Source organism: Acetobacter thailandicus (genome assembly GCF_011516655.1).
GTDB lineage: Bacteria > Pseudomonadota > Alphaproteobacteria > Acetobacterales > Acetobacteraceae > Acetobacter > Acetobacter thailandicus.
The window spans coordinates 12,716-32,184 of sequence record NZ_WOSV01000008.1 but is presented as its reverse complement, the minus strand read 5'-3'; the positions used below and the strand labels follow the sequence as shown (position 1 = coordinate 32,184).

General features: G+C 48.2%; 20 protein-coding genes, 1 other RNA gene and 1 pseudogene. 15 read left to right on the top strand and 7 right to left on the bottom strand.

Going from position 1 to position 19,469, the window contains the following annotated elements; all coding sequences use genetic code 11:
- Nucleotides 1–65 precede the first annotated feature (65 nt).
- Nucleotides 66–446 carry an ATP-dependent Clp protease adapter ClpS gene (clpS, locus tag GOB58_RS10365; RefSeq protein WP_086555475.1) on the bottom strand — a complete coding sequence of 127 codons (381 nt, stop codon included), beginning with the start codon at nucleotides 444–446 and terminating at the stop codon, nucleotides 66–68.
- A 155-nt stretch (nucleotides 447–601) separates the two neighbouring features.
- On the opposite strand from clpS, the gene GOB58_RS10360 reads away from it, so the two are divergent.
- The 3 genes from GOB58_RS10360 to ggt all read left to right on the top strand — a co-directional run bounded on the left by GOB58_RS10360 (nucleotide 602) and on the right by ggt (nucleotide 4,455).
- Complete coding sequence (locus tag GOB58_RS10360) at nucleotides 602–1,756, top strand: D-alanyl-D-alanine carboxypeptidase family protein (protein WP_173560152.1); 1,155 nt, start codon at nucleotides 602–604, stop codon at nucleotides 1,754–1,756.
- 101 nt (nucleotides 1,757–1,857) lie between these two features.
- Nucleotides 1,858–2,658: a type I methionyl aminopeptidase gene (gene map / locus GOB58_RS10355; RefSeq protein WP_086555477.1), complete on the top strand. Its 801-nt coding sequence runs from the start codon at nucleotides 1,858–1,860 to the stop codon at nucleotides 2,656–2,658.
- A gap of 6 nt (nucleotides 2,659–2,664) precedes the next feature.
- Entirely contained in the window at nucleotides 2,665–4,455 is a 1,791-nt protein-coding gene (ggt, locus tag GOB58_RS10350) for a gamma-glutamyltransferase (RefSeq protein ID WP_173560151.1), read from the top strand.
- 488 nt (nucleotides 4,456–4,943) lie between these two features.
- On the opposite strand, the gene GOB58_RS10345 is transcribed toward ggt, so the two are convergent.
- Entirely contained in the window at nucleotides 4,944–5,354 is a 411-nt protein-coding gene (locus GOB58_RS10345) for a hypothetical protein (protein WP_173560150.1), read from the bottom strand.
- Nucleotides 5,355–6,203: 849 nt separating this feature from the next.
- On the opposite strand from GOB58_RS10345, the gene GOB58_RS10340 reads away from it, so the two are divergent.
- From GOB58_RS10340 to GOB58_RS10325, 4 genes are all read left to right on the top strand, one after another.
- Nucleotides 6,204–8,285, top strand: a complete 2,082-nt coding sequence (locus GOB58_RS10340; protein ID WP_173560149.1) for a glycosyltransferase 61 family protein — start codon at nucleotides 6,204–6,206, stop codon at nucleotides 8,283–8,285.
- 323 nt (nucleotides 8,286–8,608) lie between these two features.
- Entirely contained in the window at nucleotides 8,609–9,271 is a 663-nt protein-coding gene (locus tag GOB58_RS10335) for a CsgG/HfaB family protein (RefSeq protein WP_173560148.1), read from the top strand.
- Nucleotides 9,272–9,297: 26 nt separating this feature from the next.
- Nucleotides 9,298–9,669 (top strand): DUF4810 domain-containing protein, encoded by a 372-nt coding sequence (locus GOB58_RS10330; protein WP_173560147.1) that lies wholly within the window; start codon nucleotides 9,298–9,300, stop codon nucleotides 9,667–9,669.
- Nucleotides 9,666–10,316, top strand: coding sequence for a DUF799 domain-containing protein (locus GOB58_RS10325; protein ID WP_173560146.1), 651 nt, complete (start codon nucleotides 9,666–9,668; stop codon nucleotides 10,314–10,316). The genes GOB58_RS10330 and GOB58_RS10325 overlap by 4 nt, the downstream gene beginning before the upstream one ends.
- Before the next feature lie 16 nt (nucleotides 10,317–10,332).
- On the opposite strand, the gene GOB58_RS10320 is transcribed toward GOB58_RS10325, so the two are convergent.
- A complete protein-coding gene (locus GOB58_RS10320; protein ID WP_173560145.1) occupies nucleotides 10,333–11,382 on the bottom strand; it encodes a lysine-2,3-aminomutase-like protein in 1,050 nt (349 codons plus the stop codon).
- A 20-nt stretch (nucleotides 11,383–11,402) separates the two neighbouring features.
- Between GOB58_RS10320 and epmA the strand changes: the two genes are divergently transcribed.
- The 3 genes from epmA (at nucleotide 11,403) to GOB58_RS10305 (ending at nucleotide 14,250) form a co-directional block, all read left to right on the top strand.
- On the top strand, nucleotides 11,403–12,455 hold the full coding sequence (epmA, locus tag GOB58_RS10315) for an EF-P lysine aminoacylase EpmA (protein WP_242005312.1): 1,053 nt from the start codon (nucleotides 11,403–11,405) through the stop codon (nucleotides 12,453–12,455).
- Nucleotides 12,456–12,541: 86 nt separating this feature from the next.
- Nucleotides 12,542–12,958 (top strand): hypothetical protein, encoded by a 417-nt coding sequence (locus tag GOB58_RS10310; protein ID WP_086636195.1) that lies wholly within the window; start codon nucleotides 12,542–12,544, stop codon nucleotides 12,956–12,958.
- Between the two features lie 92 nt (nucleotides 12,959–13,050).
- Nucleotides 13,051–14,250, top strand: a complete 1,200-nt coding sequence (locus GOB58_RS10305; protein WP_173560144.1) for a fasciclin domain-containing protein — start codon at nucleotides 13,051–13,053, stop codon at nucleotides 14,248–14,250.
- An 18-nt stretch (nucleotides 14,251–14,268) separates the two neighbouring features.
- Here GOB58_RS10305 and GOB58_RS10300 read toward each other — a convergent pair whose 3' ends face one another.
- The 3 genes from GOB58_RS10300 to GOB58_RS12980 all read right to left on the bottom strand — a co-directional run bounded on the left by GOB58_RS10300 (nucleotide 14,269) and on the right by GOB58_RS12980 (nucleotide 16,159).
- Nucleotides 14,269–14,865: a thiamine phosphate synthase gene (locus GOB58_RS10300; protein WP_173560143.1), complete on the bottom strand. Its 597-nt coding sequence runs from the start codon at nucleotides 14,863–14,865 to the stop codon at nucleotides 14,269–14,271.
- A gap of 28 nt (nucleotides 14,866–14,893) precedes the next feature.
- Nucleotides 14,894–15,808, bottom strand: a complete 915-nt coding sequence (locus GOB58_RS10295) for a class I fructose-bisphosphate aldolase (protein WP_086636198.1) — start codon at nucleotides 15,806–15,808, stop codon at nucleotides 14,894–14,896.
- A 93-nt stretch (nucleotides 15,809–15,901) separates the two neighbouring features.
- Complete coding sequence (locus GOB58_RS12980) at nucleotides 15,902–16,159, bottom strand: hypothetical protein (RefSeq protein WP_206752257.1); 258 nt, start codon at nucleotides 16,157–16,159, stop codon at nucleotides 15,902–15,904.
- 236 nt (nucleotides 16,160–16,395) lie between these two features.
- On the opposite strand from GOB58_RS12980, the gene GOB58_RS10285 reads away from it, so the two are divergent.
- The 5 genes and pseudogenes from GOB58_RS10285 to GOB58_RS10265 all read left to right on the top strand — a co-directional run bounded on the left by GOB58_RS10285 (nucleotide 16,396) and on the right by GOB58_RS10265 (nucleotide 18,589).
- Nucleotides 16,396–16,647, top strand: coding sequence for a hypothetical protein (locus GOB58_RS10285; RefSeq protein WP_173560141.1), 252 nt, complete (start codon nucleotides 16,396–16,398; stop codon nucleotides 16,645–16,647).
- Nucleotides 16,648–16,650: 3 nt separating this feature from the next.
- Nucleotides 16,651–16,941 (top strand): annotated as a pseudogene (locus GOB58_RS10280) (cell division protein ZapA); the annotation flags it as partial.
- A 57-nt stretch (nucleotides 16,942–16,998) separates the two neighbouring features.
- A non-coding RNA gene (gene ssrS, locus GOB58_RS10275) (6S RNA) lies at nucleotides 16,999–17,154 on the top strand.
- Nucleotides 17,141–17,728, top strand: a complete 588-nt coding sequence (locus GOB58_RS10270; RefSeq protein ID WP_173560140.1) for a 5-formyltetrahydrofolate cyclo-ligase — start codon at nucleotides 17,141–17,143, stop codon at nucleotides 17,726–17,728. Before ssrS ends, GOB58_RS10270 begins: the two co-directional genes overlap by 14 nt.
- A gap of 24 nt (nucleotides 17,729–17,752) precedes the next feature.
- Nucleotides 17,753–18,589, top strand: coding sequence for a TIGR00282 family metallophosphoesterase (locus tag GOB58_RS10265; protein WP_086555375.1), 837 nt, complete (start codon nucleotides 17,753–17,755; stop codon nucleotides 18,587–18,589).
- Nucleotides 18,590–18,619: 30 nt separating this feature from the next.
- Here GOB58_RS10265 and GOB58_RS10260 read toward each other — a convergent pair whose 3' ends face one another.
- Nucleotides 18,620–19,462: a TIGR01459 family HAD-type hydrolase gene (locus GOB58_RS10260; RefSeq protein ID WP_173560139.1), complete on the bottom strand. Its 843-nt coding sequence runs from the start codon at nucleotides 19,460–19,462 to the stop codon at nucleotides 18,620–18,622.
- Nucleotides 19,463–19,469: the final 7 nt, after the last annotated feature.

Below are 19,469 nucleotides of genomic sequence, written 5' to 3'. Positions count from 1 at the left end.
GAGTCCGAAAATAAATATTATAAAAAAAATGAGCGCCCGACTATTTTAACGCCGCTTTAACGCCCTTAATCTTTCTCAATAGTACATTGCAGAGGATGCTGATTCTGACGTGCCAGGTCCATCACCTGCGTTACCTTTGTTTCGGCAACCTCGTAGGTAAAAACCCCGCAGACACCAACGCCGCGCTTATGCACGTTGAGCATAATATTTGTAGCTTCATCTCTGTTTTTACTAAAAAACCGTTCAAGTACGTGCACAACAAATTCCATAGGCGTATAATCGTCGTTGAGCATCAGAACTTTATACATAGGCGGTTTACGTACTTCTGGCCGCACATGCACGACCACATCAATATCTGCTCCGTTTTTGTCCGGATCATTATCAGAATTCTGAGACCATAACGGTCCTCCACCAGCAGTAAGAACAGCCACGCCACAGGTCCCCATCAACATTTCACCTCGCACAAAGCGCCTGGAAAATTCACAACACATAATATCGACATTTTTTTCAGAAATAAAAGTGTTGTGCTCTGTTACATTTAAGTCGCACAGTGTAAAACTACGTCAGAGAAGCCCCAGCAGTACAAACGTCAGGCAAAGCCGTGAAAAACTCCGCACTCAGCTTTCTGTTTCCTCTTAAGAAAACAAACAAACGAAAGACTCGTCTTTCTGCGCTGACGTGTCTTCTGACGTGTACTTCTCTTGGCACTCTGATCCCGAAAGAGGAAGCTTTTGCACAATATACGCATCAGATCAGCACAATTGTCGTAGATGCCAGAACCGGTGCAGTTCTCTCCCAGACTGACCCCGACCTGCGCCGCTACCCGGCAAGCCTGACAAAACTGATGACCCTTTATATGGCATTCTCAGCATTACGGGCAGGCACAGTATCTCTCAGTCAGCAGCTGCCGGTGTCCATACATGCTGTAACGATGGAACCTTCAAAGCTCGGAGTCGCACCTGGCACCATGCTGACGGTCGAGCAGGCCATTCTTGCTCTTGTTACTAAATCTGCCAATGACGCGGCCTGTGCTCTGGGCGAATTTCTGGGCGGTGGGAGTGAACCACAGTTTGCTGCCATGATGACACAGCAGGCACATATCCTGGGCATGCAGAACACCACATTTCGTAACGCGTCAGGACTTCCCGATCCTGACCAGGTCACTACTGCGCGAGACCTCTCTTACCTTGCCAGTCACCTGATTGCTGACTTCCCTGAATATTATCACTACTTCTCTACTGAGAGTTTTTACTTTCACCACCGGGTCATTCCCAATCACAACCCGATGCTCAGAAGTTATGCCGGAGCGGATGGGATGAAAACAGGATATACCCAGGAAGCCGGGCATAACCTTGTGACCTCTGCCATGCGAAGCAACGTAAGGCTGATTGGTGTCGTGCTTGGCGCTCCTTCTAATAATTCGCGCAATATTGTTATGGCCAGCCAGCTTGACCGTGGTTTTGATGCTGAAGGTGTTGCGCCTGTCGAGCGCCCGCTCATCCTTGCTCGCCATACTGTGCCAACACGTCAGCACAAACATCAGCTGCTCATGCTGGCTTCTGCTCATCGTCGCGGGCGGGGATCACAGGTCGTAGAGGTGGCAGAAGCACCTCTCTCATCGCACCGGCGTGCTCATGCAAAACCTGTTACGGCAGGCCATCATCACGTACAGCTTGTAGGTGCAAAATTACGTCAGGCCACAACAGGTACACATACCACTCTGCACCACTCCGGCTCTGCCCGACACCGCACCTGAATACTTGTTTGAGTAAAAGCGGGTTGCCTTTCAGCGTATAGCCCTTCATTTTGCGGGCCTCTGTATTTTTTAAGACCCCGCGAAATGTAAGGAAGAAACTCATGGCTGGCAGACACGGCATCGTTCTGCATACTGAACACGACTTTAAGGGGCTTCGGGCAGCAGGACAGCTCGCAGCAGCAACCCTTGATATGATTACGCCCCATGTACAGCCCGGCGTGACGACTGAAGAACTCAACCAGATTATTCACGACTATACCCTTGCACACGGTGCTACACCTGCCCCGCTGAATTACCGCGGCTTTCCTAAATCATGCTGCATTTCGATCAATCATGTCGTCTGCCATGGCATACCAGGTGAAAAACGCCTGCAGGAAGGTGATATCGTTAATATCGATGTGACCTCTATTCTTGATGGCTGGTATGGCGACAGCAGCCGCATGTATCCGGTCGGCCGTATTCCCGTAAAAGCAGCAAAACTGATTAAAACAACCTATGACTGCCTGATGCGCGGCATTGAGGTTGTTAAACCCGGTGCAACTCTTGGCGATATTGGTCACGCCATTCAGACCCTGGCAGAAGGTCACCGTTATTCTATTGTGCGTGACTTCTGTGGACACGGCATCGGGCGCACCTTCCACTCTGAACCAACTGTGCTGCATTATGGACGCCCCGGGCACGGCATGAAACTTGAAGCCGGCATGGTGTTCACCATTGAACCCATGCTCAATATTGGCCGCCATGACGTTAAAATTCTTGATGACGGATGGACTGCCGTCACACGAGACCGTTCTCTTTCTGCTCAGTTTGAGCATATGCTGGCCGTAACAGAAGACGGCTATGAAATATTCACCCTCTCTCCTGCCGGATATACCTGCCCGCCTTATACAACAGAAAGCTGATAGCGCATGCACCGCCGCCACCTCTCTCGCTCTGTAATCGGCACTGCCCTTCTCTGCGGCACGCTGCTGCAACCAGGAATAACCCTGGCAGCAGCACCTGCCTCTGCACCTGACCCGCTGGCTTATGGCACAACACAGCCTGATAACCTGCCTCCGCTTCAGGCAACGCCTGGTCAGCATGGCATGGTTGTGTCAGCACAAAAGCTGGCCTCTGATGTCGGTGCGCAGATTCTGGCGCAGGGTGGTAACGCTGCCGACGCTGCCGTGGCGGTGGGATATGCTCTGGCTGTTGTTTACCCGGCGGCCGGAAACATTGGCGGTGGCGGTTTTATGCTGCTGCGCCCTAAAGGCAAACCAGCTATTTTTCTCGACTTTCGTGAAAAAGCACCTCAGGCTGCAACGGCAGATATGTTCCTGGACAAGCAGGGTAATGTCATAACCGGAGAGTCTGTAACCGGATGGAAGGCCGTTGCCGTACCAGGCACCGTTGCCGGCCTTGACCGGGTTCTGCACGACTGGGGCAGCCTGTCACGCCAGGATGTGATGGCTCCCGCCATCAGACTCGCACGGGCTGGTTTTATTCTGCATAAAGGCGATATTGAGCTTTTACGTACCTCAACTGAAATGTTTCGCAAAAGCCCGCAGGCCCGGGCAATTTTTTTACGCCCTGACGGTTCGCCCCTGCGGGAAGGTGACCGGCTGGTACAAAAAGACCTGGCAAATACACTCCAGCTTATTGCCGATCAGGGGACGAATGCTTTCTACAGAGATTCAATTGCCAGAACCATCGTTGATGCTTCACAACAGAATGGTGGTATTTTGCAACTCTCTGACTTCGCGCGTTACAAAACACGTGAACTGTCTCCTCTGAGCTGTCACTACCGGGGGTATCTGATTGAAACAGCCCCTCCGCCAAGTGGTGGCGGTGTTGCACTATGCGAAATGCTGAATATTCTCTCAGGCTACAATATGCACGCACTGGGCCTGCATACAGCACCGGCATTACAGCGTGAGATCGAAGCCATGCGACATGCATATTCTGATCGCCGCAGCCTGGGCGACCCCGAGTTTGTTAAAAACCCGGTAAAAGAACTACTTGACCCGGCTTATGCTGCACGCATTCGTGCTCATACACCATTAAATAAAGCTACGCCCTCCGCCAGCCTGAAAGAAGGCGACGCCAGCCCGGAAAAACATGAAACCACGCAATTCTCAGTCATCGATAAAAATGGCTTTGCTATCTCGACCACCTACACCCTCAATGGATGGTTTGGCGCAGGGGTAATTGCGGGCAATACCGGCTTTTTTCTCAATGATGAGATGGATGATTTCTCTACCAAACCTGGGGCTCCCAACATGTTTGGTATTGTCGGCAGCAAAGCCAACGCTATTGCCCCTGGCAAAACACCCCTTTCATCTATGACACCCACCATTATTTCCCGCGATAATACACCAGTTATGGTCATTGGCAGCCCTGGTGGCTCGCGCATTCCAACTATTGTATTGTCAGTTATTCTTGGCGTGGTGGATTATGGCCTGACTATTCAGCAGGCTATTGATCTGCCACGCCTGCACCAGCAATGGCTGCCTGAACCCGTTGAGATTGAGGCAGGTGCGTTGTCACCCCGGGTACAAAAAACCCTTGAACAGGAGGGATATAGTTTTGCCCCGCATGCTCCCTGGGGTATTCCTGAAGGGATTCTGGCAGGCGGTGCTAAACTTAACGAAAAAGGCAATGCGCTTTACTATGGTGGCTTTGACCGGCGCCATGAAGGCGGCGGTGCAGCAGGCGAGTAAAACTTATTATGTAGCAGGTGAGAAACCCTGCATCTGCTACACAACAGAACTCAGCTCATCATTTCCGTCACTATCGGGCTCTTCATTTTTTAAGGAATGATTTTCTGAGAAGGACTGTGCAGCTGATTTATTTTTATCAACTGACACCTTCCTCCTCCCGAAGCCTCAGATACCCACAACTCCAGTATCTCTTCAGAGAGCGCTCCATCTTTTATGAAGCCCTGAGCACGGGCTCCTGTAGTTTCAGAAGCCACCATAAAATAGAGCTGTAATGCTAGTCTTTGGCAATGAACCCATCATCACTACGCCAGGTTGAAGCATTATCTATATAAATCCGGTGATGTATAAGAAGAGAATTGATCAAAATTGCTCCATTTTCCGTTTTTTAATTGTGTATCTGGCACTATTGATTTTTTATTATATTTTCTATTTTTTATCACTGCTGAACCGAGAATTGGCCATCCATAAAAATTAATTCTATTATTATTCTATTCACTACTAATTTCTGTATAATTATTACTATTAAAACCACCATAATTATTTTTTAAATTTATATCGGGAGAAATTATATTTGTATTTATATACATACCATGATGTAGTTTTTTAATTTGTTCAAATGTTAAAGGTTCCTCAAGCATTCCGCCCTGAGCATCAAACGCTTTTACACGCAAAACCATCCGGGTTAAATTGTTAGTCTGGCCAATGTAAAACGCCGCAATAGCATTATCACCATTAGCGATAGAGAATGCTCCAAGACGTGGGTCAAGGCCCGAGAGAGCGGCTTGTCCATCTCCTCCATTAGCACTCCCTCCAGACGTAAAAACACATAACGAGCACCCGGCACCAAAAGAGCCATATGGGCCACTCCAAATGCTTAAAGAATAATGCTGAATAAACACTATGTCTTTTGCATTTTCATCTTTAATAAATACGGGATAAGCGCCAAATAAAATAGTTTCATACCCCTGAATATACCAATAAAATATTTTTTAAGGTAAATTATTAATAAGATAATTTACTGGATATAAAGAATAATTACCATTTACCTCTTTGTATTTTTTAAACATTATGGAATTTTCAATTGATAGACTTTTACTATATTCCACACTTGAATTTTCTTTAGCCCAGGAAAAACCATTCATTGATATATAAACACTTATTTTTTCAATTTACTATTTATCATCATTTCCTGACTCGTATTACCTGTTTGCTTAAAAACTAAAAATGTAGATTTTCTCAGAGGATGCCGTCAGGTTAACACGATGCCATCATGTTAAGTTTGTGTCGTTAAGAAAATTGCTGGGGTACTGTCTTTTTCAGTCTAACGAGTTACATTTGATGATAATTCGGCTAATTTTCAGGCTGAAAAAGTGACGATACTATACTATTTCAGCTGGTCCTCAAAAACAGGATTCAGGAATTTCAATTGGCGGTTTTTAGCTCCATCTGGCAGCATAGGACAGACCGGATTCATAGCACCACCGACGGATCGTTTTATATAATATGACAAGGCATTAGCTTTGTGAAAATTGACAACACAAACAGACCGCATGAGCGATAACTTCACCTGGAGAACGGTGTCGCTTATAACTTATTGAACAGACTTTCGTTCCTCACTTAATGTGACATGACCACAGGCTCTTCGGTCTCTCTATTTGACAGTATCCTTCACTCTCTTGTTTTATTGCAAATTTCTCACTTCGAATTAGAATATAAGAACCTTTATAAATTTTCCTCAGGATGTTTAAATGTTGTTTAATGAACTGCAAATTATAAATTGGAAAAAAAAATTCATTGAAAAAGAATACATAAATCTATGTAAATATCTAGATGAAAGTGGCAAAAATTCTCTAGATAATTTTATAAGAAATAATTCTTCAATTGATATAAGCGAAGAATATATGAATAAATTAATAAGTGAAAATAAAGAATCCGGTTTAATAAATGCATTTTATTATGTGTTTAAAAGAAAAGTTGATTTTTTATGGATGGGTTTATTTGACTTTTTAAGTCAAAAATACTCCATAAAAAACGAAAATAATAAAAATTTATTTTATTCTGATTTTAATGACGGTTCTTATAACAACATAATCAGACAGTGCCGCCCTGATAAAAATAAATATGAATATAATTCAATTGTAAATATTGGATTTTATAATAAAAACAAGAACTTTCTATATAAATGCTACGATGATAACATGTCATCTGATTATTTAAAAAATGAATTTAGCAATGAAATGAAAGAAGTATATAATTCAATTACGGTAGCGCAAGCGAAGTCTGACTTTTTTCTTATAGCGTCTTTATATAAAGAAGGCGGAGTATCTTCAGATGTTTGCTCAATATGTGTATCAAACATTAGTAATATTATAAAATCCAGCGATATTTCGATAACATTTGATGGTTATGGATTTAATAAAAGATTTTTATTTTCAAAATCAAACAACAAACTATTTAAAGAATATTTATATGATCTCATTGAAAAATTAGATCATATGGGTAGTAATTTTGATTACAACAGATTTTCAAGTCGAAATGCCTTCAATGATTTTATACTGGATTTTTATGTACTTAATATAGATTTTTTTGAAAAAAATAATATAAATTTCTTACCTGAAGATTTATTTAAATCTTATGTACACGATGGAATTTCCGAGGAGGAGCTATCGAATGACAATCAATCATCAGCCATTAGCTTTAAATCATTAAGTAAAGAAAGCTGGGTAAAAAATGATTCTATATTTTATGAAAACACAATAGTTTCTGATAATTATATATCTAATAGAAATGATAACATATCTGTCATTGGAAACGACGCCAATCCCGTTATATCTGGCCAGTCTCAACATTCATATGCTATATCATCTATAGATGTTGTCAGAATGAAAAATATAGCTTTATCTGGCCATGCCTGCATATGGTCAAATGGCCGGTTAATTAATTTCGAAACATATTTATCTTTTGTCGCTGAAGACGAATATAAAAATGGATTTTGGAAAAAGCCGGAAAAAGATAGCATAACACGTGTTATAGATGACGAAGTCATAATTGCATTTAGTGCAGGTTATGGATGTTATGGTCATTATCTGGTTGACGACCTTCCACGCTTAGGCGCCATAAAAAAACATATTGGAGATGATTTTTATAATAAAAAATTTATAATACCAAAAAAGACCCCTAAATGGGCCATAGATCTGTTAAATTATCTTTTGGGAATAAAAGAAGAAAGCTTAATCTTTTTTGACCATGAAAATGATATTTTTCATTTAAACAATGTTATTCTTTCGTCTTTTCCAAGCCGACACTATAAATTTCATGGCTTCATAAAAGAGTTTTATGATAATATTCCCAGAAATATGATTTCTGACAGACCATTCAAACGTATTTGTCTATCAAGAAAATCCTGGGAAAAAAATAAAAACAATCAAAGGATTTTTGTACAACAAGACTTTTTTGAAGAAATGGCCACATCAAGAGGCTTCTCGATTGTACGCCCTGAAACACTTCCTATACAAGAACAAATCGATCTTATGGCGAATACCTCATGTCAGGTAGGTGAACATGGATCAGCACAGCATGCATCTGTTTTTAACTCTTATGGCATGACCATCGGCACCTTAAATCCATTAACGGAAGTTCAGGTTAACCTTGGAAGAATTTATAATGATAAGAACTTTCTATGCTATCACGATGAAACCAGTGTTGACTCAAATAATAACTACTATTTCTCAATAAAAGAAGAAAAAATAAAATTATTCTTTGATGAAATAGAACGACATGAAGAAAAAAAAATGAATTTAATAGCTCCCAGGGAAATGTACAGACAATAAGCAAATCAAAGGAGATGCTGTCATCTTTAAGTCTGCAGGCTTAAATTGACCTCTCATGGAGATAATTTTCAGGCTAGAAGAGTTGTCACACTGTTCCAGCCGACGAAAACTGGCAAACAAATACTAATGTACCCCCTCCCCCGGTAATGTAGCCGTTTAAAAATAGTCTCCGATCGCGACGGGCACGAACAGATAAGACGTGGTCGTTTTACGGAAGAGCAGATCAGAGAACCCTTTAAGAAACAGGACCAAATTACATTCTGGATTAATTTAAAATCATGTATATAAACAAAAATGTAATGTTTATCCCCGGAGTAAAAGCCTTGCGTTCAATACGGTGTGTAAGCAGCTTCATGCTGGCTGGTTTGCTGTTATCGGGATGTGCAACCGAATCATCGCACACAGTCCCGGTGCCTGTCGTTGCAAGCGCCCAGCCCCCCTATAACGGACCACGCGTTAATATCGCTGCTGGTAAATTTGCCAATCGTTCAAACTATATGAACGGTATTTTCTCTGATGGCATTGACCGTCTTGGCAACCAGGCCCGCACCATCCTTCTGACACGTTTGCAGCAAAGCGGGCGCTTTAATGTAATGGACCGCGACAACCTGACAGAAGGCAAGCTTGAAGCGGGCTTTTTAAAAGAACAGCAATCAATTAAAGGCGCAAACTATCTGATTACAGGTGATGTTACCGCCTTTGGCCGTAAAGAAACCGGTGATATGGAGCTGTTTGGCATTCTTGGTCATGGCCGCCATCAGATCGCATATGCCAAAGTCAGTATACAGATTGTTAACCCTCTGACTTCACAGGTTGTGGCCACCAGTGAAGGAGCCGCTGAATATAAACTGACAAACCGCGATATCATTGGCTTTGGCACCACGGCTGGTTATGACTCAACGCTCAACGGCAAGGTGCTTGACCTGGCAATTCAGGATGCGGTGAACCACCTGGCGCAGCAGGTCGATGCCGGACAGATGCGATAATTTTCAGCAACGGGCTCTGACACTACATGATACTATCAAAAAAAACACTGACCAGCCTGCTGCTGCTGTCGGGGCTGGCAGGCTGTGGCAAGAGCACACCGCCCCTGTATAGCTGGCAGAATTTTCAGACCCGGCAATATGTTTATATGCAGGGCACAACCGACCCGACAAAGCAGATTCTCGATCTGGAAAAAGACGAGCAGAAAGCAACGGCAAAAAACCTGGCTCTGCCACCCGGGTTTCATGCGCATCTGGGTATGCTCTACGCTGCGGATGGTAAAACTAACCAGGCACAACAGGAGCTGAATAAAGAAAAAATGCAGTTTCCTGAATCCACGACCTACATGGACTTCCTGCTAAAAAATCTTGGCCGGCCGACGCAAAAGGCATCTTCATGACATTCTCACGCGCCCTGCGACTATGCGCCAGCCTGTCTGCCACACTTACTCTGGTTGCCTGCGCCAGCAAGTCTCCGCCTGACTATACAGCATTTCGTAACGCCAGGCCCCGTTCTGTTCTGGTTATGCCGCCGATCAACCATACAAACGATATCAAGGCTACGGCAGGTGTCATGTCTCAAATGACGATGCCAATTGCGGAAGATGGTTACTACGTCGTGCCGGTAGCTGTAGAAATGGAGACATTCCGCCATAACGGACTGGATGCGCCAGACGACATTATGCAGGTGCCTGCTGCAAAATTACGTGCCATTTTCGGTGCCGATGCCGCGCTCTACAGCACAGTCACCTCTTACGGCACGTCTTACAATATTCTGAGCAGTAATACGATTGTCACGGTTTCAGCCAGGCTGGTCGACCTGAAAGACGGCAGTATTTTATGGAGTGGCTCTGCCAGCGCCACTGATCAGGATGCAGGTGGCTTTCAGATGAACGGTATCGTGGGTGCACTGATTAAACAAACCATTGGCTCTCTGAGTGACGAGAGCTTTTCAGTCGCCCGTGTGACAGATGCTCGCCTGCTCTCTGCCGGCCCCCCTGATGGTCTTCTCTACGGCCCCAGAAACCCCCGCTACGGCACTGATTAATACAACCGTTCAGCTCCTAAAGCCGGTCAAGATGATGGCTCTGCCCAAAGGGATCACGCACCTCAAGCGGGCCATCAACATAACCTGGGCCAAGCGGAATTTTACCGTAGCCACCAGGAATATCGAGTACATAAACAGGCCATGCCAGGCCTGTAACACGCCCCCGCAAACCAGCCAGAAGACGCTGTCCCTCTTCAACCGGCACATGAAAACGCGCCGTACCCGGGGCCTGATCCAGCTGATGCAAATAATAAGGGCGCATACGCACAGCAACCATAGCACGAAACAAAGCTTCAAGTGCTTCTGTGCTGTCGTTCACACCACGTAGCAAAACAGACTGCCCGAGCAGCGGAATACCCTGTCTGACCAGACGTTTGAGAACATCCTGCGCGGCGGGGGTCATCTCACGTACATGATTAATGTGCACCGCTATCCAGACAGCTTTATCAGATTCCAGCGCATCAAGCATAGCCGGTGTCATTCGCTCAGGGGCCGCAACCGGCACACGCGTATGCAGACGAATCGTCGTAACATGAGGCATAGCTGAAAGAGCCTGCATAATCTTCTCAAGCCGGCGGGGCGAAAGCATCAGAGGGTCTCCCCCCGTCAGAATAACCTCCTGAATCTGCGTGTGCTCACTCAGCCAGTTCAATGCGACATCAAGTGCTGCTTCATCAAGCACACCACCATCGGGACCGACATGCTCACGTCTGAAACAAAAGCGGCAATAAAGCGGACATACAAGGAGCGGTTTCAGCAACGCCCGGTCAGGATAACGATGTACAATGCCCGGCACGGGTGAAAGTGCCTCATCACCAATGGGGTCAGAGCGCTCCTCAGGTGTTATCAGCAGCTCTTCAGGAGAGGGAATAACCTGGAGACCAATCGGGTCATCCGGCGTTTCTATTAATGCCTGAAACGCCGGCGGCACCGCTGTCGCATATTGCCGGGCCACAGCCTCCAGCGCGTCACGCTGTTCAGCAGGTGCTAAGCCTGCAATAATCAGATCCTGTGGCGTACGGAGCAGCTTACGCGGTAGAACACCCGCTTTATCGTTCTCTGCCATATCACTGTCCTCCTCTTACCATGTCTGATTCTCTCCTCATGCACGCCCAGCCACAGCCCCTCACTCCTGATTCTGACCCTGACCGCATCCGCGATCGCCTGCCCTTTCTCTATCGCCGCGACCTGATAAAACGGGGAATCAGGGCATTTCTCGAAAGCCGTGGACATCTTGAGGTTGAAACCCCCTGTGCCGTTACCGTGCCCGGAGAGGAAGTGCATCTCTACCCATTTGAGACCATGCGGGAAACACCGCAGGGTACCCGTGAGACGCTGTTTTTGCACACCAGCCCGGAATTTGCGATGAAGCGCATCGTTGCCGCAACTGGTCTGCCTGTTTTTCAGTTTGCCCGTGTATGGCGGAATGGCGAGCAAAGCAACCTGCATCTGCCAGAATTTACAATGCTTGAATGGTATCATCCTCACCTGAACCTCGATGGTCTGATGGATGAAACCGAAGCCCTTCTCAAGGCAGTGCTGCCTCCTGCTCTGACCTGTCCGAAATTTGACGGCCCGGACATAACACTCGACCTGACACGTCCGTTTGAACGTCTGACAATGGCGGAAGCTTTTCAGCGTCACGCAAATATCGACCTGCTGCCAACCGAAGGGAACGCCCAAAAGCTTGCTGACGCCGCAGACTGCTCACTGCGAGAGAATGAAACATGGGAAGATCTGTTTTTTCGCCTTTTGCTCGAACGTATTGAGCCCGTTATCGGGCGCACGCAGCCAACGTTTTTAACGCACTGGCCCGCCAGCCAGGCAGCTCTTGCACGTCGTGACCCTGCGAATCCGGCTACGGCGCTGCGATTTGAGCTTTATGCTGCTGGCCTCGAACTTGCGAATGCTTTTGAGGAACTAACCGACCCGGTTGAGCAGCGCGTGCGCTTTGAAGCTGACCGGAGCATGAGACGCAGGCACTACCCTGAGCGCGCTGACTGGTCATCTGATGAAAAACTACTGGCTGCCCTGCCCCACATGCCCCCCTGTTCGGGTATTGCCCTTGGGTTTGACCGGCTGATTATGCTGGCCTGTGGCACGCAGCGTATAAAGGATGTCTTGTGGCTGGGCGCATGACACTGTAAATCAAAGAATCTGTCAGTATCTCATACCCCTGCCTGTTCCACAGGCAGTGAGGTGGTTTCCCTGTTAGGAATATGGCGATGTCCTATAAAAAATGTCTTCTCCTGGCAAGCATCCTCCCTCTGGCGGCATGCCAGGTGCCCTCTGCTAAACAACGCCATGTATATAACTCTCTGATCGGGAAAAGCCCTGTCGAGATTGTTCAGGTACTTGGTGTCCCCACGCGCGAATTCCAGGTCGATGGTCATACTTTTTATGCCTATATTGACCAGCAGACCGACTATAACAGTATAGGCGGCATGGGATATGGTGGCATGGGATATGGCGGACCAGGATGGGGCGGCTGGGGCTGGGGCGGACCAGGATGGGGCTGGGGCGGACCAGGATGGGGTGGAGGCAGTTACTCATCAACAGCCTATACCTACACGTGTCAGACACTCTTTGATGTAGTAAATAATGTCGTGACAGGCTGGACATTGCGTGGAAATGGCTGCTAACCACTAATAAATACTTCATGTGTTTGTCCTGGTCGTCTCATTATACAGACCCGACCAGAAACTGTATCGGGTATGATATTCTGGAGACCATTATGGGGCAAACACACGCTCTTACTTTTTTTAAATACAAGCCCTTTGCTGGTCTGATGAAACCTGCTGCTGTTTTGCCTGCATTAACAGGTCTTCTGACGCTTACCGGATGTCAGAGCTCAGCCCGACAGGATGTGTTTACAACCCAGTCGTCGACCTGTGCCTATATGATGCCAACGGTCTCAGGTACCCGCACTTATCCTGCTGCATCAGCCAGCAAATCTGAAGCTGACAAATCTAAGCTTCCGCCTGACAGTGCTATTGCCTACCCGGACCCCGAAACACCTGCCTATTGCGACAGACCCATTGCAGAAACTCTGCTAACCTCTATTGAACTGGCAGATTATACACGTGGTCTGCAAAATACCGGCCTGCTGAATTTACTTCAGCGTGAAGGACCTTACACGGTTTTTGCCATTCCTAACTCAGCACTGGAAACATACTCGGCTCAGACGGGAGGCACATTAATGTCCCCTCAGAGCCAGCCGGCACTCAGACAGCTTCTGTCATATACTATTGTCACAGGAAAGTGGCCGCTGCAAAAGCTGAAAACCGCTATACAGACCACACCAGGACACACAGTACAGCTGCCAACAGTATATGGCAGACCTCTGCTTGTCAGCCTTGAAGCATCACCGGCGCCGCAGATTATTATCAGTAATGGTGCGGGCATGTCGTCCCGTCTGTGGGTCACGGGTATTCCACAATCTAATGGTGTACTCTACTTTACCCAGTCACTCATTCAGCCGCCTGCGGTTCCGGTCACGCCATCACCTGTCACCCGTAAAAAATCAGATGCAACTACAAAAACCGGGCAAATTAAAAATAAAAAAAGTCAGAACGTAAAACCGGCAACCAGAATACAAAGCGTGACATTACCCGCACCTTCAGCCGGGATATCACAAAATACAGATAAGCCCGCCATATCAGCAACGCACGCCGTATCTGCCACGCCTGCTGTCAGCAGCGTACCAGCCGCAGCCAGCAATGTAGCCGTGCAGAATGCTGAGTTACCTGCGGCACCATCACTCAACGAACAAAATATTATGCTGCCATCTGCCTCTGATACGCAGAATATAAAGCTGCCCACATCACAGGAAAAAACGACCTCTGATAATGCAACGCAGCCGTTGCCAGGGCACCGCACCACCAGAAAATCTCTTAAAACTCTTTCCTCACCACCTGATCTGAAACTGCCCTGAAGCAAACTTCAGTAAACACTATACCAGTGATGAGAGATTCCACTCTTCCTGCTGTTCCCAGAAGTTTGTGCCTGGCATTATAAAATCTGGCTGGGCAGCAACAAAACCTGCCAGAGACCGTGGCGCAGGCACCAGAGCCACGGCGGGTAATTCCATCATCATTGACCACCAGCTGATAAGCTGCTGCGTCTCCTTAATGGCTGCGGCACTCTGCGGAGCGTCTTCACCGAACAGAATATAATCTGCTCCGTCCTCACCTGCACACATAGCAACATCACGGCTGATACCAGCGGCAACGCCCAGCTGTATCGAATCTCCCAGCAGGCGCCTCACGTCCTTTATAGTTCTGCCCGTAAAAGCAGAAGAGAGGTGTACGCCATCACACCCGGTACCCTGAGCCAGTGCAGGCCGGTCTTCAAGGATCAGCGCACTACCAGTGCCCTGCACAACAGGACAAACCTGCGCAATGAAATCGCAGAGATTTTTCTCAGAATCATCAGCCAGACGCAGCAAAACTGCTGCGGGTGTGTAATCGGCCACACATTGTGAGAGGCGCGGCAAAAAGCCCGCCTCTCTGTATAAAACCGGGGTAGAGAGATACAGGCTCTCTGTCATCGTCTTACTCCCTCTGCCCCTGTGCTTTTCAGCCTTTAAAAATAGTCGTGATTTTATCAAGCAGCTCGAGTGCTTCAGCTTTTGGACGCTGGAACACATTACGGCCGATAATCGAACCAAAACCACCACCATCCTGAATACCCTGAATGGTGCTTAGCAGGTTGTCTGTACCGGTTTTATCACCACCAGAGAAGATAACAATACGACGGCCGGCAAAAGATGACTGAACAACATGGCGAATACGTGCTGCCAGAGTAGCAACGTCGACTTTGTTCTGCTCATAAGCTGGTTTGCAGGCATCAAGAGCAACCAGTTCCTGCGGGGGTTTCACTTTGATAATATGAGCACCACACAGAGCGGCCATATGTGCAGCATAAGCACAAACATCTACCGCGGTTTCAGCAGCTTTATTCAGCAGCGGCCCGCGGGGGTAGCTCCATACGATAACAGCCAGACCAACTGATTTTGCTTCAGCCGCAAGTTCACGCAGCTCTTCCATCTGATCAAAGCAATATTCAGAACCAGGATAGATCGTGAAGCCAATACCAGCACAGCCCAGACGCAGCGCATCAGCGACCGTGCCTGTTACGGCCTGGTCTTTTTCAGTGGCAAGGCTGTTGGAGCTGTTACATTTAAGAATGAGAGGAATCTCACCTGCATATGTTGCAGCACCACACTCCAGCATGCCCAGAGGAGCTGCATAACCACTCAGGCCAGCCTCAATAGCGAGCTGAAAATGATAGTGTGGGTCATATGCAGCCGGGTTAGCTGCAAAAGAACGTGCCGGACCATGCTCAAAGCCCTGGTCAACAGGCAGAATAACAAGCTTACCTGTACCCGCCAGCTTTCCCGCATTCAGAAAGCGAGCAAGGTTGGTTTTTGTTCCAGGATTATCGCTTTCATACTGATTAAGGATAGCCTTAACCGTGGGGGTAAGCGTCATTATGAAATCCTTTCTATGACATCAGTCTTCCAGGGCGACATCTCCTGGAATGTATTCTTTCGAATAGCCCTGCTGCCAAACGGCGGCAAGGTCCTATACGCCTGATAACGTGCTGATAAGGTCAAATGATGGTGGACGCATGGAAAAAACATGTCCCCCCAGACGTTCATAAACCTCATTAACGCTCTCAAGCACCGGAGATGGGGCTTCAAGCACTATCAGTTTCTGCCCCTGAGAGGCCGCAAACAATGCGTATCCAGGATCTGCGCCACAGTCGAGAATATGCGGGCAGTCATAGCCACTCTGCTCCTGCACGGCGCGAATCAGGGCCTGCCACCAGCCTGTCCCCATAAACCCAGCAGCACCTGGCGCTGATATGAAACCAAAAGCCGGATGTGGTCTCAGCTCCTTCGCCTGCTGACAGGCAGCAACCCCGCTAGCGAAATTGTGAAGAGTAAGCCATGAGAGAGTATCCCTTTTAGCCGAAAAAAATAAACTGGTTTTCATAACTACGCTTGACGTTATTGTGTTTGCGGGTGATTCCTTTGAGGAGTCGGAATAATCATACATTATGCAGGATTCAGGCAGTGGCGCAGTCTTTCTCAAACACTATACAAACAGAGAACACCCCATCCTCCACAGACGATTCTGGTGAGCAGAAAGACCCGATTATCCGTCTTGATCGTGCACTGCAAAGAATTTCCTTCGCACTGGAAAATAATAAACGCACATATCGGGACAACCCTCCTCAAACGCAGGCACTCGTGACTCACCTTGATCACCTGATCAGTCGCGTACGTGATACACTGGACGAGATTAACGCGACAGGAGACCTCTGAACTATGGCGACTGTTTCAATTCGTATTAATGGACACAGCTACCAGGTGGGCTGTGAAGACGGGCAGGAACGCCACCTTCAGGCTATGGCCCAGCTTGTCGAAAAACGTGTCAGGCACTTTCGTTCCCTGGGTTTTACGAATGATAACCACCTGCTGGCGCTGGTAGCCCTGGTTATGGCTGACGAAATTGAAGATCTCTCACAGCGGGTTCTGCCTGAAGCCACAACAGCTGCACTACAGGAAGCTGAATATATGCGCACCAGGCATGACTTTACTCAGTCCCGCCTGGCTGACCTTGCTGAACGCGCAGAAAGTCTTGCAACAATGATCGAGCAGGAGTACAATGAAGGTGCTGAGCTGCCCGACGCGTCAGGCATGTCATCCCCTGGGCCGATAAGCACTTCCTAGGGAGCTGGCTCTGTTGTGATCCTGGTCACATTACCCGGTGCCCACCTGCACTCGCAGGTCCTGGAGGTTGAAAAGACCAACGGTCATGGTGGCTCCGCACTCTGCTCCTTTCATGTCTGATTCTTACGAACTTACACAGGAAAAAAAGCACCTGCGGGCTGATTGCCTGCGCGCTATGAAGGCGCACACCCCGGCTCAGGATGATGCATTGTGTCAGCGCCTGTCAGCGGTATTGCTGGCGTCGCACGGCGCGACCGTCGCCTGTGTCTGGCCTCTCCCGCATGAGGCGGATATCCGTCCGGTTTGCCATGCTCTCAGCAATGCAGGTCGTTGTGTTGTACTGCCCGACACTCCCCCCCGTGGCCATGCTCTTACATTTCGGGTATGGACACCCGACACCCCCCTCCTGCCCGGGCGTTTTGGTACATTTGTGCCAGACGGACCAGAACGCAAACCCCAGCTGATTCTCGTGCCGCTTGTAGGATATGACCGCCAGGGGAACAGGCTGGGCTACGGAGGTGGCTATTATGACCGTACACTGGCTGCCCTGCCCGGTGTCACGGCAATCGGATATGCCCTGTCATTACAGGAAACAGAAAAAGTGCCCACCGGCACCTATGACAAACCCCTTTCCTGTATTGTGACAGAAAAGGAGACATTATATTTTGACTGACGAGAGACACAGAAAGGCAATTGTGTGAGAATTTTATTTCTGGGAGATATTGTTGGCCGCTGCGGTCGTGATGCCGTGCTTGAACGTCTGCCAGGCCTGCGTGAAACGCTCTCTCTCGATCTGGTTATTGTTAATGCAGAAAATGCCAGCCACGGTTTTGGTCTCTCACCCGATATCGCGACAAACCTGTTTAAGGGCGGTGTTGACGTTATCACTCTGGGCAACCACAGCTGGGACCGGCGCGATCTTATCCCACATATCGACACAGCTCCCCGCATTATCCGTCCCCTGAACTTCCCTCCGGGCACACCGGGGAATGGCAGCGTGCAGGTTGAGCTGGCAGATGGCCGTAAAGCCCTGGTCATTAATGTCATGGGCCGGCTGTTTATGGACCCGCTGGATGACCCGTTTCGCTGTACCAATGAGCTGCTGACACGCCACCGCCTGGGCGTGACAACCCAGGCCATTGTGATCGATATTCATGCTGAAGCCACCAGTGAAAAGTGGGCTTTTGGCAACGCAATGGACGGACGAGCCTCACTCGTCGTTGGTACACACACCCATACACCCACAGCTGATCATCGGATTTTACCTGCCGGAACTGCCTTTCAGACGGATGCCGGCATGTGCGGTGACTACGACAGCATCATTGGCATGACCAAAGACGCGGCTGTAACACGGTTTATGCGCAAAATGCCGGGCGAGCGCCTGCAACCTGCAACGGGTGAAGCAACAATTTGTGGCATTATGGTTGAAACAGATGATTCAACAGGTCTGGCACGACGGGTTGCCCCACTGCGACAGGGCGGCCTTCTGGCTCAGACACTCCCTGATTTTAAAACTGCATGTGCACCTGCCTGAACCGGCAGGTGCAACATTATACGAGTCTAATTACCAGGTAAAACGTTTAAGCGTAATGGCAGGGGCCAGACCTGCCGCACGGGCAATTTCTGCCACCCGCTCATCACCTGCGTCGAGCAGCTCCTGGTGAATGCCGCCCAGAATCCAGGCGCCATCAATACCAGCAACAGTGGCACCGCGTATATCTGTTGCCAGTGCATCACCAACGGCCAGAATACGCTCTTTAGGTACGTTAAGAAGCTCAAAAACAGGATCATAAACCTCAGCATACGGCTTGCCGACCCAGCGCACATTGCCTCCTTCCTGCTCATAAAACAAAGCCAGTGCACCAGCGCAGATCATTCTCTGCCCGCCCTTAATAACGGTCATATCAGGGTTAGCACACAGCATCGGCAGGCCACGTGTCAAAGCAGCACGCAGCTCAGGCAAATAAGGGTCAATGGCCTCTACCCCGCGCTCGATATCCGGCCCGGCATTAAGAATAAAATCGGCCTCTTCAACATCACTCACCTGCTCAAGGTTCAGTCCGTCATACAGGCCCAGATCATGCAGACCGCCTAAATGCAGCACTTTGCGCCCCAGCCGGGCACACCACGGGTCTGTGCGCTCACGCAACAGCGACCGGGCGACCTCACCACTGGTCACGATACCGTCGTAAAGAGAGGCACACACACCAAATTTCTGCAACTGCTGGTGCACAACATCAGCAGGCCTGGGGGCATTTGACAGCAGAACAATCCGTTTACCTGCAGCGCGCAGCGCCTCAAGGCAGGCTATAACACCAGGGTAAGTCTGCACCCCGTCATGCACGGTGCCCCACAAATCAACAACATAACCGTTGTATCTGTCAGCAACAGACGATATTCCTGTCATTTTATAC

Coding starts and splice junctions, on each gene's coding strand:
- clpS (WP_086555475.1), bottom strand. CDS start 446: ATGGGGACCTGTGGCGTGGCTGTTCTTACTGCTGGTGGAGGACCGTTA.
- map (WP_086555477.1), top strand. CDS start 1,858: ATGGCTGGCAGACACGGCATCGTTCTGCATACTGAACACGACTTTAAG.
- ggt (WP_173560151.1), top strand. CDS start 2,665: ATGCACCGCCGCCACCTCTCTCGCTCTGTAATCGGCACTGCCCTTCTC.
- GOB58_RS10340 (WP_173560149.1), top strand. CDS start 6,204: ATGTTGTTTAATGAACTGCAAATTATAAATTGGAAAAAAAAATTCATT.
- GOB58_RS10330 (WP_173560147.1), top strand. CDS start 9,298: ATGATACTATCAAAAAAAACACTGACCAGCCTGCTGCTGCTGTCGGGG.
- GOB58_RS10325 (WP_173560146.1), top strand. CDS start 9,666: ATGACATTCTCACGCGCCCTGCGACTATGCGCCAGCCTGTCTGCCACA.
- GOB58_RS10320 (WP_173560145.1), bottom strand. CDS start 11,382: ATGGCAGAGAACGATAAAGCGGGTGTTCTACCGCGTAAGCTGCTCCGT.
- epmA (WP_242005312.1), top strand. CDS start 11,403: ATGTCTGATTCTCTCCTCATGCACGCCCAGCCACAGCCCCTCACTCCT.
- GOB58_RS10310 (WP_086636195.1), top strand. CDS start 12,542: ATGTCCTATAAAAAATGTCTTCTCCTGGCAAGCATCCTCCCTCTGGCG.
- GOB58_RS10305 (WP_173560144.1), top strand. CDS start 13,051: ATGGGGCAAACACACGCTCTTACTTTTTTTAAATACAAGCCCTTTGCT.
- GOB58_RS10300 (WP_173560143.1), bottom strand. CDS start 14,865: ATGACAGAGAGCCTGTATCTCTCTACCCCGGTTTTATACAGAGAGGCG.
- GOB58_RS10295 (WP_086636198.1), bottom strand. CDS start 15,808: ATGACGCTTACCCCCACGGTTAAGGCTATCCTTAATCAGTATGAAAGC.
- GOB58_RS12980 (WP_206752257.1), bottom strand. CDS start 16,159: ATGGGGACAGGCTGGTGGCAGGCCCTGATTCGCGCCGTGCAGGAGCAG.
- GOB58_RS10270 (WP_173560140.1), top strand. CDS start 17,141: ATGGTGGCTCCGCACTCTGCTCCTTTCATGTCTGATTCTTACGAACTT.
- GOB58_RS10260 (WP_173560139.1), bottom strand. CDS start 19,462: ATGACAGGAATATCGTCTGTTGCTGACAGATACAACGGTTATGTTGTT.